Origin of the sequence: Gilliamella sp. B14448G11 (genome assembly GCF_016101765.1) — a bacterium.
Taxonomy (GTDB): domain Bacteria; phylum Pseudomonadota; class Gammaproteobacteria; order Enterobacterales; family Orbaceae; genus Gilliamella; species Gilliamella apicola_N.
Window position 1 is genome coordinate 255781 of record NZ_JACFPX010000002.1, and the last position, 17044, is coordinate 272824.

The following is a 17044-nucleotide window of genomic DNA, read 5'->3' on the forward strand; positions in this document are numbered from 1 at the left end:
ATTTTATATGTTTTATATGTTTTATATGTTTTATTAATATTTCATAACTAAAAATAGGGATAAAAAAGGTAAAATATTTGGTTACTTTTATTTAAGTATATTGTTGTTCTCATCACCAATAATTTTTTCGTTGCACAGCTACTGGGATAATGACATTTCCGCTGTAATCATTAATTTTCTATCCAAAAGTCCACAATATAACAAACTAATTATTTTCCTTTCATCCCTATTTATATAATCATTTTTATATTAATAAGTTAATTAAATATCTACTTTTTACTATGGATGATAAATTCCCACCCCTAAATCATTTTCTTTACGAGTTCGAGATATCACAGACATTGGTGATTGACTCACTCGTAAATCCATTTCATCTTCGGTTCGAACCACTTTACCACGTAAAGAATTTGGATAAACATCGGTAATTTCAACATCAACAAATTTTCCAATCATATCAGGATAACCTTCAAAATTAACAATACGATTGTTTTCAGTTCTACCAGTTAATTCCATCAAATCTTTTTTAGATGGACCTTCAACTAAAATACGTTGTACTGTATTTAACATACGACGGCTAAATTGCATTGCTTGTTGATTAATACGTTCTTGAAGAATATACAGACGCTGTTTTTTCTCTTCTTCTGATACGTTATCTTCCATTTCTGCAGCAGGCGTACCTGGACGAGCAGAATAAACAAAACTATAACTTAAATCGAAATTAACATCAGCAATGAGTTTCATGGTTTGCTCAAAATCTTCTTGCGTTTCACCAGGAAAACCGACAATAAAATCCGAACTTATTTGAATATCAGGACGTACTTTACGTAATTTACGAATAATGGATTTGTATTCAATTGCCGTATGGGTTCGTTTCATTAAATTTAATACTCGATCAGAACCACTTTGTACTGGTAAATGTAAAAAATTAACCAGTTCAGGCGTATCACGGTATACATCAATAATGTCATCAGTAAATTCAATTGGATGGCTGGTGGTAAAACGAATACGATCAATACCATCAATGGCAGCCACTAAACGTAATAACTCAGCGAATGAACAAATATCACCATCAAAAGTTGGTCCACGATAAGCATTAACATTTTGACCCAGTAAATTTACTTCACGCACACCTTGTTCAGCCAGTTGTGCGATTTCATAAATAACATCATCACAAGGTCGACTTACTTCTTCACCACGAGTATAAGGTACCACGCAATAAGTACAATATTTGTTACATCCTTCCATAATAGAGACAAATGCTGTTGGACCTTCACTGCGAGGTTCAGGCAAACGGTCAAATTTTTCAATTTCAGGAAAACTAACATCAACAACATGCTGACCTTTACCACTACGAACTTGCTCTATCATCTCAGGTAAACGATGAAACGTTTGTGGTCCAAAAATAATATCGACAAAAGGGGCTCGTTTACGAATATGAGCACCTTCTTGAGAAGCCACGCAACCACCAACTCCAATAATAATATTAGGATTATGCTGTTTAAGATTTTTCCAACGTCCTAATTGGTGAAATACTTTTTCTTGGGCTTTTTCTCTAATAGAGCAAGTATTAAGTAATAGAATATCTGCTTCTTCAGCATTTTCAGTCAATGTTAAACCATGGGTGGATTCAAGGAGATCAGCCATTTTGGTTGAGTCATACTCATTCATTTGGCATCCCCATGTTTTTATATGTAATTTTTTGCTCATCAATAACTCAGCTATAATTAATTGTTAAAATGAAAACGGGTTTAAATCCGCGATTTTAGCGCCTTATATTGTAATCCTTTGTGATTGTAGGGTCTATAATAAAATAAAAAACGGTAAAACAAGGTAATACTTTATATTTTTTAATAAAATTTACGGCTATATTGCAGATTATAAATTAACCCCAGTTAAAATTTTCATAATTTCGACAGAAACGCTAATATTTGGTTAACTATCTATTTCTGATTAATTCGATATATAGAAAAGAGATAACTAAAACAATGTTTAATTTAAAATACTAAGAGCAAATCACATAAAAATTAACTTCATGTTGAATTTAAAGCATTTTTTTTGCATTATTATATTTATTAAAGTGGATCTATTAATAAAAAAATAATAATAAATTAATCATTTATTAAGAATAACAATTCATCTAAAATAGCAAATATAGATAAATCTTCTATCAAAAAAGTAGGTGAAGATGATAATCATTCTTTTTAAAAAATAAATATTTTATGTTATTATTTGCGGTCAATTGTCTCAGTAAATAAATAGTTTAGATATGCCCAATACACACAGTCCAACAAAGCGCCTATTAATTAAAGGCATCATTGCGACATGTTTATTATCTGTCACTCGTGTTGGCTTTGCTGCTACATTAGCGAAAGTGGTTGCAGTACGTGTTTGGCCTTCATCAACCTATACAAGAATTACAATAGAGACCAATACGCGTCTAAAATATAAATATTCTTTACTAAATAACCCAATAAGACTAGCTATTGATATTAATGATATTAATTTAGATGCGACTTTAAAAAAGATATCATCAAAAGTGTTAAGTCACGATCCTTATATTAAATCGATAGATGTTGTTAAGCTAAATAACGAAACTGTAAGAATAATGGTCAATTTAAAACAGGATGTTAATCCAAATTCTTTTACACTTCCACCTATTGAAAAATATAAGAATCGTTTAGTTATCGATCTTTATCCATCCAAAGTAGCTTCAACTGAAGATGATGATCCTTTACTTGCTCTATTAGAAGAGTATAAAGATGGTGAGCTTATTAAAAAACAGTCTGAAATCAAAGTTGATAACAATAAAAAGAAACCACCACAGAAGAAAAACACACAAAATAAAACACCACCAGTAATAGTAGTGCTTGATCCTGGTCATGGTGGTGAAGATCCGGGCGCTATTGGTTTGAAAAAAACACGAGAAAAAGATATCGTATTGCAAATAGCTCGACGCACTTATGATCTACTTAAGAAAGAACCCAATATAAAAGTCTATATGACTCGTAATGAAGATGTATTTATACCTTTAAATGTGCGAGTAGCGAAAGCTCGATCTTTACAAGCGGATCTTTTTATTTCGATTCATGCTGATGCCTTTGTTGATCGATCCGTAAAAGGATCAACTGTTTTTGCCCTATCTACTAAAGGAGCGAGTAGTTCAGCTGCAAGCTATCTAGCACAAACGCAAAATGAAGCCGACCAAATAGGTGGAGTAAGTCGCAGTGGCGATAAGTACTTAGATAACACTATTTTAGATTTAGTACAAAAAACTACGCTTAGCAATGGTGTAATTTTAGGTAGTTCAATTTTGAATCGCATGAAGAGTGTCAACAAATTACATAAACCATCAATTGAAAAAGCCGGTTTTGCAGTATTAAAAGCACCTGATATTCCATCTGTTTTAGTTGAAACAGGCTTCATTAGTAATGCCGATGAAGAAAAGAAATTAAATACAGCTGCATTCCAGATCCAAATATCTACCGCTATTGTTAATGGTATTAAAGATTACCTGAAAAAACGTAAAAAATAAGTTTGTTAAGAAGTTTCAGGTAAACTATACGTTTGAGTAATAAAACTATTGAATAATAACTAAACTTCTCTCCGCATCTAATTGTGGAACGGTAAGCTTAATATGTTGTTTAAGTGTAAAACCGACAGGAATAGCATCAATATCACTGCCTTTTAGAGCATAAAAAGCGCCTTGTTGATTAGGCAGATGTTTACACCAACTAAGCATATCTTGCAAAGAAGCAAAAGCACGACTAATAACACCATCAAATTTTTTATCGGTATACTCTTCAATCCGGCTTTGCACTGGATTGATATTGGTAAGTTTTAATTCAAATTGTACCTGTTTTAAAAAACGAATACGTTTACCTAAACTATCAACCAGATCAAATTGCTTATCAGGATTAATAATGGCTAATGGGACACCTGGCAGTCCAGGACCTGTTCCCACATCTATAAAAGATTGACCCATTAAATAAGGCGACACAACTAAGCTATCCATAATATGTTTAATGAGCATCTCGTTTGGATCGCGCACCGCAGTTAAATTATAAGCCTTATTCCATTTATTAAGCATTTCAACATAGTTAACCAGCTGATCAATTTGTAGATCAGAGATCGAAAGATCCGTTTGATCAATAAGATTAGTGAGTTTCTTTTTTAACATAATTCTTCTTTTTTAAATAAACTAATAGCATGGAGATCGCTGCCGGCGTAATACCTGATATACGTGAAGCTTGTCCAATTGATACAGGTTTATGTTGCTTTAATTTGGCAACAACTTCGTTTGATAAACCTGAAATTTCCGCATAATCTATATGATCAGGAATAAGTGTTTCTTCATTACGTTTTTGGCGTTCAATCTCTTCTATCTGTAATTTGATATAGCCGTCATATTTGACCTGAATTTCAACTTGTTCAGCAGCTTGCTCATCAGACAGTCCAGGCGCAAAAAGTGACAGTGATTTTAAGGTTTGATAGCTCATTTCAGGACGTTTAAGCAACTCTTCACCATTGGCTTCTTTGGTTAGATTAGCACTTAATACCGCATTTACTTCATCGATTGTTTCAATATGCGGGTGTACCCATATATCACGTAAACGCGCTCTTTCTTGCTCAATAGCTTCAAATTTTTCATTAAAACGTTGCCAACGATAATCATCAACCATACCTAATTTACGGCCAATTTCCGTTAAGCGAATATCTGCATTATCTTCACGAAGCATTAAACGATATTCAGCACGTGAAGTAAACATACGATAAGGTTCATTGGTACCAAGTGTACAAAGATCGTCAACTAATACTCCTAAATAAGCTTGATCACGAGTTGGATACCATTGATCTTGATCATAAACAAAGCGTGCGGCATTTAATCCTGCCAACATACCTTGAGCTGCGGCTTCTTCATAACCTGTAGTACCGTTGATCTGTCCAGCTAAAAACAATCCTTTGATCACTTTACTTTCAAGCGTTGGTTTGAGATCTCGAGGATCAAAATAATCATATTCGATCGCATAACCTGGTCTGACAATATTCGCATTCTCTAATCCTTTCATACTTCGAACAAAAGCAAGTTGAGTATCAAACGGTAAACTTGTTGAGATCCCATTTGGATAGATCTCATTACTGTCTAATCCTTCTGGTTCTAAATAGATCTGATGCGAATTACGATCCGCAAAACGCATAATTTTATCTTCTATTGATGGGCAATATCGTGGCCCAACACCCTCAATAACGCCTGTATACATAGGGCTGCGATCCAAACTATTACGAATGATCTCGTGTGTCGTTTCATTGGTGCTGGTGATATAGCACGGGATCTGTCTAGGATGTTCACTTGCTTTACCTAAGAATGAAAATACCGGCACAGGATCATCACCATATTGTGTACCTAATTGTGAAAAATCAATTGTTCTGGCATCAATTCTTGGTGGAGTACCGGTTTTTAAACGCCCCATTCTAAATGGATATTGATGCAATGCTTTAGATAGACCGATAGCAGCAGGATCGCCTGTTCGTCCACCACTATAATTATCAAGTCCTATATGGATCTTACCGTCTAAAAAGGTACCTGTGGTTAATACTACTGCTTTTGCTTTAAAAGAAACACCCATTTGCGTGACAACACCTGTGATCTGATCGTTTTCAATGATCACATCTTCAACTGATTGTTGAAATAACATCAAATTTTCTTGGTTTTCAAGTGTCGTTCTAATTACCTTTCGATATAAAGATCGATCTGCTTGCGCGCGTGTTGCTCTTACCGCGGGTCCTTTACTGCTGTTTAATATTCGAAATTGGATCCCTGCTAGATCAATAGCATGTGCCATTAATCCTCCCATAGCATCAATTTCTTTTACCAAATGACCTTTACCTATACCACCGATGGCTGGATTACAAGACATTTGTCCTAATGTATTGATATTATGGGTTAAAAGTAGTGTTTTCCGCCCCATTCTTGCTGATGCCATAGCGGCTTCGGTTCCAGCATGTCCACCACCAACGATAATGACATCAAAAAGATCTGGATAAAACATAAAAAAGCCTCGTTTGTTATTTTATATATAGGTGATCAATTTTTTTGATCAAGTGATTTGGTTTTATTTAGCGTAAGGAATTTTACTCATCTTTTTTATTACGTCAAATGATCTATTTTGATCGCGATCTAAATTAAATAAGATCTTTTATATGATCTTTTTATTTTTATTACTATTAGTGTGGATCCTTTATGTTGATAACTTTTATTTCTAATTATTTTATAAGATCTTATTGAAGAATAAACTCTGTTAATTGATCGGATCTTTTCCTGTTTAAGATTGTTTATAAATATATTACTTATCCACAACGAATTTATTTTTTTAGGTTGTTAATATGCTTATCACAGCTTATGATCCGGTTTTACCACAGAGTTATCCACAAAAAATAAGTTTGTTTGCTTAATTTTTAGCTTTTTATTGGGTTATTTTTACACTTGGTAATATGATCTATTTTTATAATATTGATTAAGGGATCAAATTAATAAGAGGATCTTTGAAAATATTTTTAAATTTTTAACTTAACGGAACTACTTTTAGATCAGAAAATATAGCTCAGGTTAATTCAATGATTTTATGATATATTAAAGTTCGTTTATAATAATATATAACAGTATTTGTGCTTAAATTATTTATTATAAAAAAACAAAATTAGCGTGATGAAAATTGTGTAATGATATTTGAACGACTCAAAGTATTTTTATGTAATTGAACATAAGTTATTTTGTTCTTGATAAATAATGATAATGTGATTAGTTTCATACCAATACAAATTGTATATTTAATTATTTGAAGTTATAACTTAGAAAGTTTACAAAGTATTTTGTTGCTTTAAAATTAAATATTTTATAGACATTTATAGGATCTAATTTACTTTTCCATAAAAGTGATTGATTTTTATAAAAGCAAATTTATACTTAATACGATTCGTTTTTTTATTGTGAGGTTTCTTTATTACTCTTTCACAGCTACCTTTACCTTTTTCATTACCTAATAATGAAACTTTTGATAGTTTTTATGTAGGTGATAATCAATTATTGTTTGATTCTTTGCAAACCTTATTGGGTAAAGAGAGTTTTAATGCCTTTTATATATGGTCAGCAACGGTTTCTGGCCGTACTCATCTATTACATGCATCAAGTCAAAATAAGTTAGCCAGTTATATTCCTTTAAAACAGTATTATCATTTAGTACCAGAAATTTTACAGGGATTAGATAATTATGATTTAGTATGTTTAGATGATATTGATGCTATAGCGGGCCATAGGGATTGGGAAGAGGCTATTTTCGATTTATTTAATCGATTAACAGAAAAGAACATTACTAAGTTATTAATTACTGCAAGTGCTCCACCTAAACAGATCTCTTTTATCTTACCAGATTTGGTTTCTAGATTGTCTTGGGGGCAAGTTTATCAATTAAAAGAATTAAGTGATGATGATAAACTTAAAGCTTTACAGCTAAGAGCTCAATTAAGTGGGTTTGAATTATCAACAGAAGTTGGGTTATTTTTATTAAAACGTGTAAATCGTGATATGCGAACCTTATTTTCGTTATTAGAGAAATTTGAGGTAGCAACATTAGCTCAACAACGTAAGTTAACTATTCCTTTTATTAAAAATATCTTGGATTTGTAATATGACTAAAAAACCTGAAGCTATCGTATTTTTTGACTTAGATGGTACTTTATTTAATAGCAATATAGATCTATTGCCGAGTTCTTATGATGCAATAAAAAAACTTAAGCAAAATAATATGATACCTATGATTGCAACAGGAAGAACTCCGCTTGAAGTTGTTAATTTGATGAAAGAAACCAACATAGACTCGATTATAGGGATGAATGGACAAGTTGTTGTTTATGAAAAAGAGGTGATATTTACCAATAATATTGATAAAAACGTTATCACTCGGTTATATGAATTTTCTAGAGAAAAGAAAAATATTCCTTTGTCTTTTTATAATTACAAAACAATGCGAATTAGTGAAAATAGTCAATCAGCACAAAAATTTTATCACTATTTAAAACAAGATGTTCCTCCTGTTGATGATGAAATCTATTTAAAAGAACCTATTCAGATGTTGCTATTACTTTGTGAACAAGGTGAATCGGCTTATCGTCAGTTGTTTCCTGAACTCACTTTTATTCGTAATACTCCTTATTGTGTTGATGTCTTTAATCATGGTGGTTCAAAAGGCAGAGGTATTAAGGAACTTTTAAAAATGAAAGGGTTTGATGATGTGCCAACTTATGCCTTTGGTGATGGTATGAATGATTTAGAAATGTTTCTTACTGTTGATCATCCAATCGCTATGGGAAATGCGGTTGATGGGTTAAAAGACCAAGCTGAATATATAACAGATACCAATAATAATGATGGTATTGCTAAAGCATTAGAAAAATTTGGTTTAATCTAGAATATAAAAAAAATCATCTAATTGGTTAGATTAGATGATTTATAATTGATTATATTATTATTATTTATTTTTATTAGTGTTGTTTAAAACCAACGTTATTGTTACCAAAACAGTTATCATAATCAAAACCAGTTAACTCTTTAACTAAGCTTCTTATTTCTGGTGTTGCATCTTCTTTTTTACCACCATTTTTCAATCTATCAAGCTCTTGAATAATAAGTGCATGAGTTGATTTGTCTAATTTCATACGATATGTGAAGAAAATACCTAATAATGCCATTCCACACACACCTATGACTAATACTAAGTTAATTGCAGTAATTGCACTTTGTGGTTGAACTGCATCTACACCAGATACAAAACCAGAGTATTTCAATACAATACCTAAGACAAAGACAATTGTTGCACGCATTAATTTACCCGCCATGGTCATTGCTCCAGCATAAATACCTTCACGGCGTCTGCCTGTTAGTACTTCATCGATATCTGCTAAGAATGTGTATACGCTCCAAGGAATATAATAGACACCGCCTGTTCCTAAACCGAACCAAATAGTAATACCAATAACAATCCAAGTAACATGAGGCATGTTAAGGTAGTAGACACCGATATAACCGACTACTGAAGAAATTACGATTAATATAGCAATGACAAATGGTCTTTTAAATCCGCGTTTTACACACCAAGCCATAAAGAAAGCGGTTGAAATTAATTGGCAAATACTACTTAAACTGTTCATTTGCGAAACAAAAGTTCTTGGTTGACCTAAGTTAAATACAACGAAATAAGTAAACGTTGCAGCAAATAACCATTCTGCACCAAAGCCAAATAGATACATACCTAAGTGGTTTCTAAAGGTTTTTAAACGGAAAGTTGAAAAGACATCTGAAAATAATTTAACAATGCTTTCTCCAAGACCAGAAGTTGTTTCATCTTCAATTTCATCAACTGATTTTTCCCAACTGTTTAAGTAAAGTAAAATGAGTGCAATTGCCATGATAGATGCGTAAGTTATACCCGTTAATAAAAATGGTAATGGAGAGTCTTTTCCATCAAATAAATAGAAAAATACGCCAGGGATAGCAGCAGCTAAGAAGTTAGCAACTTTACCAAACATTGCTTTTGAACCCGCTAAGTAAGTACGTTGATCAAAGTTTTTAGTCATCTCTACTGGTAATGTATTATAGGGGATCATAATCATGGTATAGATGAATTCAAATAAAATATAGGTCGTTAAGTAGTACCAGAAATTCATTCCATCAAGCCAAAGTAATGGGTAAATAATCATACATGGAATGGCAAATAAGATGAAAAATCGACGACGGCCAAATCGACGTCCAAGCTTAGTATGGTTAAAATTGTCAGTAATAAATCCCATTAATGGATTTAAAATCACATCTAAATAAGTCGCAATTGAAAAAATTAACGTTGCTTGAAATGCCGAAAGTCCACAAAAGGTTGTATAAAAGTATAATAACCAAGCAGCACTGATTGCTAATGCACCACTTCCTATTAAATTACCACTACCATACGAAAATCGAGTTAGTAAGGTTATTTTTTTCTGATTATAAGCCATAAATCTATTTTCCTTAACAATTATGAAATACTGTTTTAAAAATATTATTAAAATAATATTTAATTTATACAAGTTTATTCCAAATTTTTTTTTAGAAATGTGATTTTGGTAACAATTTGGTTAATGTGAAAATTACTATATGTGTAGTATTAAAAAGTAACATTATAAATATCATGTTTTTATTATTTTTTTAGAACTGTTTTTTTAAATTGTGATCTTATTAACAGAAAACATTAATAAAATGTTAAAAAATATAAAACAGCATTTTAAAAAATAGGAAAACAATAATGAGTAATTATAAATTAAAAAAAATACCGCTTTTAATGTTTCTATCTACCTTTCCTATCTATAGCTTTGCTGGTTCTGGTCAAACCGTTTTTCAATATGAACATAACTGGAAATCAATGGATAGAATTCATGGAGACACGATTAAACTAATACATAAAACAGATAATAATTGGCAATATGAATTCAAATTTGGTGTTACTGAAGGTGGAGGAAACAAACGTGATGTTTTATATGATGATATGCACGGTGGATCAGGTGGTGTTGTTATTCAAAAAAATATCACTCTTGATAATGGATGGGGATCGATAATTCCAGCATTAGAATTAGGATTTAGTAAAGATTTAGTTCTATATCAGCCGGGTTTAAAATACAGTTATAAATTTAATAGCGATTGGTCAAGCAGTATACGTTATCGCTATGAATGGAAAAAAATATCCCAAGCTGAACGCTACAAAACAGCAAAAGTATCTGGCCAGCAAGTTAAATATAAAGCCACAAGTAATAGTGGTAGACACCGCTTTGATTGGGCATTGAACTATTCTGGATTTAAAGCATTCAATCTTGCTTATACCTTTAATTATTACCTTGGTGATTTTACTAATAATTCTTATAAATTTTCTAAAGGGACATTTGATAAAAATAAATATATCGCTTATAACAACAAAAAAAATGATTATGAACAAGAATTTAAAATAACCTACAATTATTCAAAATTATTTCGTCCTTATTTTTCTATTTCTGATGTATCAAAAAATAAAACAACCGATACAAGGCAAGCTAAGTTTAAAGTTGGTTTCAATTATGCTTTTGGTCAATCAAATAGTAAAGATTCCGATTTTTCCTACAAAACCTATTTTAAATATGCACACCATTATGGTTTAAGTTCTCATTATCATGGCGATAGTTTTGGTTTATATGTAGATTTTAATAAAAAAGGCTATATAGGTCTTAGTGTAAATACCTATAACCAAATAAAAAATAGAATTTTATTTGATGATCTTGTTTCAAGCCATTATCAAATCTATGGCGGTTACAACTTCTATTTAGCTGATCAATGGGTTCTAACACCAAATATCGAAGTTAGATTCTATTCTGGCGGTGGTTATAAAGCGAAAAGTGTCGAAAACTTACCTCATTATCAGTTGGGTGATGTAAGTGATTCACAACGCCCAGGTGTTCGATATTCTCCAGCATTAAAATTGACTTGGTTACAAAGCGATGATTTATCGTTTTATAGTCAATATCGTTTTGAATATCGTAAAGTTTCAAGAAGCAAACGCGAAGATAGTGTTCAAGGTTATGTCGATAATCGCTCCCGTAATCGCTTTGATGTTGGAACCGATATTAACCTATCTCCTGATTGGAACATTGGTTATCGCTTTTCATACTTAAAAGGGAACTATGTATTACAAAATGATAAACGACATGATTATCAGCAAGAGTTAGATATAAATTGGCAAGTAACGAAAGCTTGGCAAGTGAATTTTGCTGCAGAAGATGTGGCTAAAAGTGTCCATTCTGACTCAAGGGAAACTAAATTAGCCCTAGGATTATCATATTTATTCTAATTTTAGTGAGTTAATAAAAAGTTAGGAAAAACAAGTTAGTGGTGAAAAGATGATGAAGAAAACCCTTTTTGGACTTTTATTAGTTGGCGTTTCAATTAATCAAGTATCAGCAAATACAATCATACAAGGTTATGCTTATGCAAATAAACCCATAGACGCATCCGTGATTATTCGTGATGCTGATAATAAAGTTTTACAAACAACTACCAACAATGATGGGTTTTATCGGCAAGATGTATCAAATCTTACACCGCCACTGATTGTTTTTACGAACAAAAATTCGCTAGAACGTAAAGTACATGATGATCAATTTTGTAATGGTAATTGTCTGTTTTCATATGTTTATACCTTACAACAAGATGAAAAAAATACGGTTAATATTAATCCGTTAACTGATTATTTAACCAGTGAGCTGGCTAAGCAAGTTAATCTTATTGGGCCTGAAAAATTTGTTGATAATCCGTTACCTTCTCTTGTGGAAGATGATTTATTAAAGAAAACGTATAATAAATTTCATCTATTATTTGATAAAGCATTGCTTCAAGTAGGTATTGAGGATAACTCTTTTGATCCAATTACGACGAATAGTCCAAAAATAAAAGACTTACTTGATGTTATGTTATTTAATCGAGGATATCATTCCGCAACAGGTCAAATAAGTGAAACGGTATTGCTTGATATGCGTTTTAAACCAATAAGCCAAGATTCACCTTTTGATTATCAACAATCGGTTAAACAAAAAAAAGAAAATATAAACGCTAAAAAACGTATTTTCATTTTGGGAGATTCAACCGCCTCGAATTACGATAAAAAAGTTTATCCAAGAATGGGGTGGGGACAAGTTTTTGATCAGTTCATCAATGATAAAGCAGATACGATTGTCATTAATGGCGCACAATCTGGTCGTTCAAGCCGTAGTTTTAAAACAGAAGGTTGGTTTCACTTGATGAAGCCTTTTATGAAAAAAGGCGATTATATGATCATTGCTTTTGGACATAATGATGAAAAATGTGATGGTAACAATCCGAAACGAGGTAAAGTAGATGTTGCTAATTTATGTACTTACCCTAATGACGATAACAATCAAAAACAACATCCATTAAAACAAGAGAGTATGTCATTTCAATCTTCTCTGGAAAATTACCTTGTTGTGGCAAAAGAGTTAGAGATGACACCTATTTTAATGACGCCAGTTACTCGTTTTAAAGATAAAAATAATAAAATTGCTTATCAAAATAAGAGTAACGATCCTGTTAGTCATATGCATTATACCGCCAATAAACCCGGTTTTGCTTATTGGGGGGATTATTCCAGTACCATTAAACATACCGCTAAAGTCAATCAAGTAACTTTAATTGATTTAGAATCATTAAGTATTGACTTTGCTAATCAACATAAAAATGACTGGCAGTCTTACTGGTTAGTTATTGATCCTAATGATCCTAAATACCCCTACTATAAAAATCAAACTTCTGGCGTGATTAGTAATCCTGATGCTACCCATTTTCAAGAAAAAGGTGCACAAGCGATAGCTAAAATTATCGCGACAGCTATCAACAACGATCCTCAGTTAAAACAAGATTTGGTTGTTGATCTTAATAAAATTCATCAATAAAAATTAAGGTATCAATTAAAATGAAAAAACGACTTATCGCTGTGTTAATTCCATTAGCAATTAACTCATATAGCTTTAACAGTTACGCATTATCACCCGCACCCATAAAAGTTAAACAAGCACTTGATGTTGCACCTGACAATGGCTTTGGTGGATTCAATTCCGCAACAAAGCGTGGAACAACAGGTGGTTCTAAAGCGAAAAAAGAGATGATCTTCCTAGTGAATAATAAGAAAGATCTTCTTGATGCTATTAAGATCAACAAAAATCAACCGCGGATTATTCAAATTTCAGGAGTGATTGATGTTAGTGAAAATAAACCTTATAAAAATTTTGAAGATCAAAAATCACGTTCCCTGATCAAAATTCCTAGTAATACGACGTTAATTGGTGTGGGTGACGATGCGGGTTTTATCAATGGCTCAATTATTTTATCTAATGTAGAGAATATTATTATTCGTAATTTAAAAATTGAAGCACCAATTGATGTTGAACCAAAATTTGAAGAGGGTGATGGTTGGAATGCTGAATGGGACGGCATTAATATTATTTCTTCAAGTTATGTTTGGGTTGATCATGTCACTTTTACTGACGGTAAATTTACTGATGATATGTATCAAGAAAAAGATGGCTGGAAATATGTACAACATGATGGTTTATTAGATATTAAGAGCGGTAGCGATTTGATTACTATTTCTTATTGTTTATTTGAAAATCATGATAAAACCATGTTAATTGGGCACAGTGATAAAAATGCTCAACAAGATGAAAATAAATTAAATATCACACTTCATCATAATGTTTTTTCTGATATTACTCAGCGAGCTCCACGAGTTAGGTTTGGCAAAATCCACATGTATAACAACCTTTTTAAAGGGTCAGTTAATAAATCAAAAACGATCTATCCTTACCAATATTCAATTGGTCTAGGCTATAGAGGTAGTGTTATTTCTGAAAATAACCAATTTATGATTGATGGTTTGAAAGATCACTGCAAAGTAGCTAAACAATTTAAAGGTAATAATCTACTAGATAGAAAATCTTTATTTAACGAATCTAAATTGAAATTATCTTCTTGTGATTTTGATGATAATTTGAATTGGTCTGTGCCTTATCAATATAACTTGGATGATATCAAACAGTTTAGCAATAACTACAATCAATTAGTCGGTAATGGAAAGCTTTAAAATTTGTAATAAAAAATGTTAGGACCCATAATGAAAAAAATATTAACTTCAATACTTTGTCTATCTACGCTTTATGCTAATGTTGCTTCTGCACAAGAATGGAAAACGATAGCCTTTGGTCAATCGACAGACTTAAACTTTGCATCGCTTATAAAACCAGAAAAAGTGGGAACCAATAATGCTTGGATAGCTGGTCAAAACGATTATTTAGTTCCAAATCAATCTTATCAGTTACCTGCTGATTTTTATTTAGAAAGTCGTGGAGGTAAAATTGCTAACTCACATGATGGAATGGTGGTGTTTTATACCCAATTACCGGCTAACCAAACTTTTATATTAGAAAGTGATGTTACCTTAGAGCAAATCGGACCTGAAGTGGATGGTAAAACTCCTGCTGCTCAAGAAGCGGTTGGTTTATTTGCTCGTGATACCATTGGCGTTGCTAGAAGTGAACCGCAACCAGCGGGTTACGAAGAGTTTCCTAATGCTTCAAATGTAATTATGAATGCATTAATTACTCAAAATCAAAAAAATGATAATTTAGTAAAAGTAACTGGCTTAGTACGTGATGGCGTAAAAAAAGCATGGGGTAATGAAGGCATATCAATTGAGAAAGTTGGTTATGTTGAAAATGTTAACTATGTTAATGTGAAAAGTATGCATTTAACAATGACAAGAACAGACAATCAATTTATCTTATCGATGAAAAATAATGCGACAGGTGAAGAGAAACAGTGGGCAACCAATGATTATTCAGGATTTTTAAATCAACAAGATAATAAAAATATTTATGTTGGTTTTTTTGCGTCTAGAAATGCAAAAGTTGAATTTAAAAATTCTAAATTAACGCTTAATGATGAAAAAGTTAACTATGATAAATTACCGGCTAAACCAGAAGTTATTGTGGATATTAAGCCAACTTTAACCTTATCATCACCACAAAATGTATTTAGTAAAAATTATACATTACAGTTTTTCCCAAATACTTCAGGTACTGTAACCGTTAAAGAAATTAATAAAAAATTAAAGGCGCAAACGGGTAAATTATTACAGTTCCCAACTCAGCTAAAAGAGGGTAGCAATGTCTTTACTGTAGAGTTTAAAGATAAAAGAAAAACTAATACACAAACTTTTACAGTAGATTTAAATCAATCATCAATTGAAGATTTATCTAATATTATTGTTTCACCGGAAGGTAAAAAAGATAATAAAGGTACCGAGCAATCACCAGTGGATTTTAAAACCGCCGTTAATAGCGTTGTCCCTGGTGGTGTTATTCATTTGATGGATGGCTATTACGACGGTATCACTCTTCCAGCTCAATTAAGCGGATTGCCAGATAAATTAAAAACGATACAAGCAATTAATAAACATAAAGCCATTTTTATCAATAACACATTTAAGTTAGACAGCAACTATTGGTCTATTAAACACGTTATCTTTGATGGAAATATTGATGATAAAGATAATAAGCCAGCCTATTTAAGAATTTCGGGTAGTCATAATGTCATTGATCAAGTTATTACCCGTAATAACAGTGATACAGGACTTGCAATATCAGCCAAAAATAAAAACGAAAATAGAATTTATTGGCCATCTTATAACTTAATTCTTAACTCTGATTCTTATAATAATATGGATAAATCAGGTAAAAATGCGGATGGCTTTGCCGCTAAATTAGGTGTTGGTAAAGGGAATGTCTTTAGAGGATGTATTGCACATAATAATACCGATGATGGGTTTGATCTTTATAATAAAATTGAAGATGGTCCAAATGAACCAGTATTAATTGATAGTTCAGTCACTTATTCAAATGGTTTTCCTTTCTCTAAACCGAACATTGCTAAAGGAAGTATTGGTAATGGCTTTAAATTAGGTGCTGAAGGACAACCAGTAAATCATAAAATTATCAATTCTATTTCATTAAACAATAATATGGATGGATTTACAGATAACTTTAATACTGGTTCTTATATAATGAATAATAATATTTCGATTAATAGCGCAAGATATAATTATATTTTACGAGCTAATCCGTATGAGTTTTTAAAACCAAAGGTAACGTTTGAACATAATTACTCTATTCGTGATAGCTGGGAATCAGCAATAAAAGATTCATTTGGACCACAGATTAAAAGTAAACATTTTAAATCAGTGACCAGTGATGAATTATGGCAACGTGATGTTGAATTTAAAATAACTCGAGATGAAAAGGGTAATATTGTATTACCAAAAGAGTTAAAAACCTTAATCGAAAAAAATAAAGCAAAATAATCAAACAATATAATTAAAAAATAGTGCGCTAAGTCTAATAATCAGGCTTAGCGCTTTTTTTATCTTCAAATTTT

At 31.8% G+C, this 17044-nt stretch carries 11 protein-coding genes; 7 read left to right on the forward strand and 4 right to left on the reverse strand.

Annotated features, from left to right (window positions below):
* Positions 1 to 279: 279 nt before the first annotated feature.
* On the reverse strand, positions 280 to 1707 hold the full coding sequence (miaB, locus tag H3S88_RS02410; protein WP_065738134.1) for a tRNA (N6-isopentenyl adenosine(37)-C2)-methylthiotransferase MiaB: 1428 nt from the start codon (positions 1705 to 1707) through the stop codon (positions 280 to 282).
* A gap of 559 nt (positions 1708 to 2266) precedes the next feature.
* Here miaB and H3S88_RS02415 point away from each other — a divergent pair.
* Positions 2267 to 3532 carry an N-acetylmuramoyl-L-alanine amidase gene (locus H3S88_RS02415; protein ID WP_198227437.1) on the forward strand — a complete coding sequence of 422 codons (1266 nt, stop codon included), beginning with the start codon at positions 2267 to 2269 and terminating at the stop codon, positions 3530 to 3532.
* Positions 3533 to 3577: 45 nt separating this feature from the next.
* On the opposite strand, the gene rsmG is transcribed toward H3S88_RS02415, so the two are convergent.
* Positions 3578 to 4177, reverse strand: a complete 600-nt coding sequence (gene rsmG, locus H3S88_RS02420; RefSeq protein ID WP_198227439.1) for a 16S rRNA (guanine(527)-N(7))-methyltransferase RsmG — start codon at positions 4175 to 4177, stop codon at positions 3578 to 3580.
* Entirely contained in the window at positions 4155 to 6047 is a 1893-nt protein-coding gene (gene mnmG / locus H3S88_RS02425) for a tRNA uridine-5-carboxymethylaminomethyl(34) synthesis enzyme MnmG (protein WP_086326516.1), read from the reverse strand. The genes rsmG and mnmG overlap by 23 nt, the downstream gene beginning before the upstream one ends.
* A 950-nt stretch (positions 6048 to 6997) precedes the next feature.
* Between mnmG and hda the strand changes: the two genes are divergently transcribed.
* Both hda and H3S88_RS02435 read left to right on the forward strand, forming a co-directional pair.
* A complete protein-coding gene (hda, locus tag H3S88_RS02430) occupies positions 6998 to 7681 on the forward strand; it encodes a DnaA inactivator Hda (protein ID WP_065738138.1) in 684 nt (227 codons plus the stop codon).
* 1 nt (position 7682) lies between these two features.
* Positions 7683 to 8462, forward strand: coding sequence for a Cof-type HAD-IIB family hydrolase (locus H3S88_RS02435; protein WP_198227441.1), 780 nt, complete (start codon positions 7683 to 7685; stop codon positions 8460 to 8462).
* 73 nt (positions 8463 to 8535) lie between these two features.
* Here the strand turns inward: H3S88_RS02435 and H3S88_RS02440 are convergent, their stop codons facing one another.
* Positions 8536 to 10038: an MFS transporter gene (locus H3S88_RS02440; RefSeq protein WP_198227443.1), complete on the reverse strand. Its 1503-nt coding sequence runs from the start codon at positions 10036 to 10038 to the stop codon at positions 8536 to 8538.
* A gap of 287 nt (positions 10039 to 10325) precedes the next feature.
* On the opposite strand from H3S88_RS02440, the gene H3S88_RS02445 reads away from it, so the two are divergent.
* The 4 genes from H3S88_RS02445 to H3S88_RS02460 are packed head-to-tail and all read left to right on the forward strand — an operon-like array spanning position 10326 to position 16970.
* Positions 10326 to 11894 carry an oligogalacturonate-specific porin KdgM family protein gene (locus H3S88_RS02445; RefSeq protein WP_198227445.1) on the forward strand — a complete coding sequence of 523 codons (1569 nt, stop codon included), beginning with the start codon at positions 10326 to 10328 and terminating at the stop codon, positions 11892 to 11894.
* A gap of 49 nt (positions 11895 to 11943) precedes the next feature.
* Positions 11944 to 13509: an SGNH/GDSL hydrolase family protein gene (locus tag H3S88_RS02450; RefSeq protein ID WP_198227447.1), complete on the forward strand. Its 1566-nt coding sequence runs from the start codon at positions 11944 to 11946 to the stop codon at positions 13507 to 13509.
* 20 nt (positions 13510 to 13529) lie between these two features.
* Entirely contained in the window at positions 13530 to 14696 is a 1167-nt protein-coding gene (locus H3S88_RS02455) for a polysaccharide lyase family 1 protein (RefSeq protein WP_198227449.1), read from the forward strand.
* Positions 14697 to 14726: 30 nt separating this feature from the next.
* A complete protein-coding gene (locus tag H3S88_RS02460) occupies positions 14727 to 16970 on the forward strand; it encodes a hypothetical protein (RefSeq protein WP_198227451.1) in 2244 nt (747 codons plus the stop codon).
* The last annotated feature ends 74 nt before the right edge of the window (positions 16971 to 17044 follow it).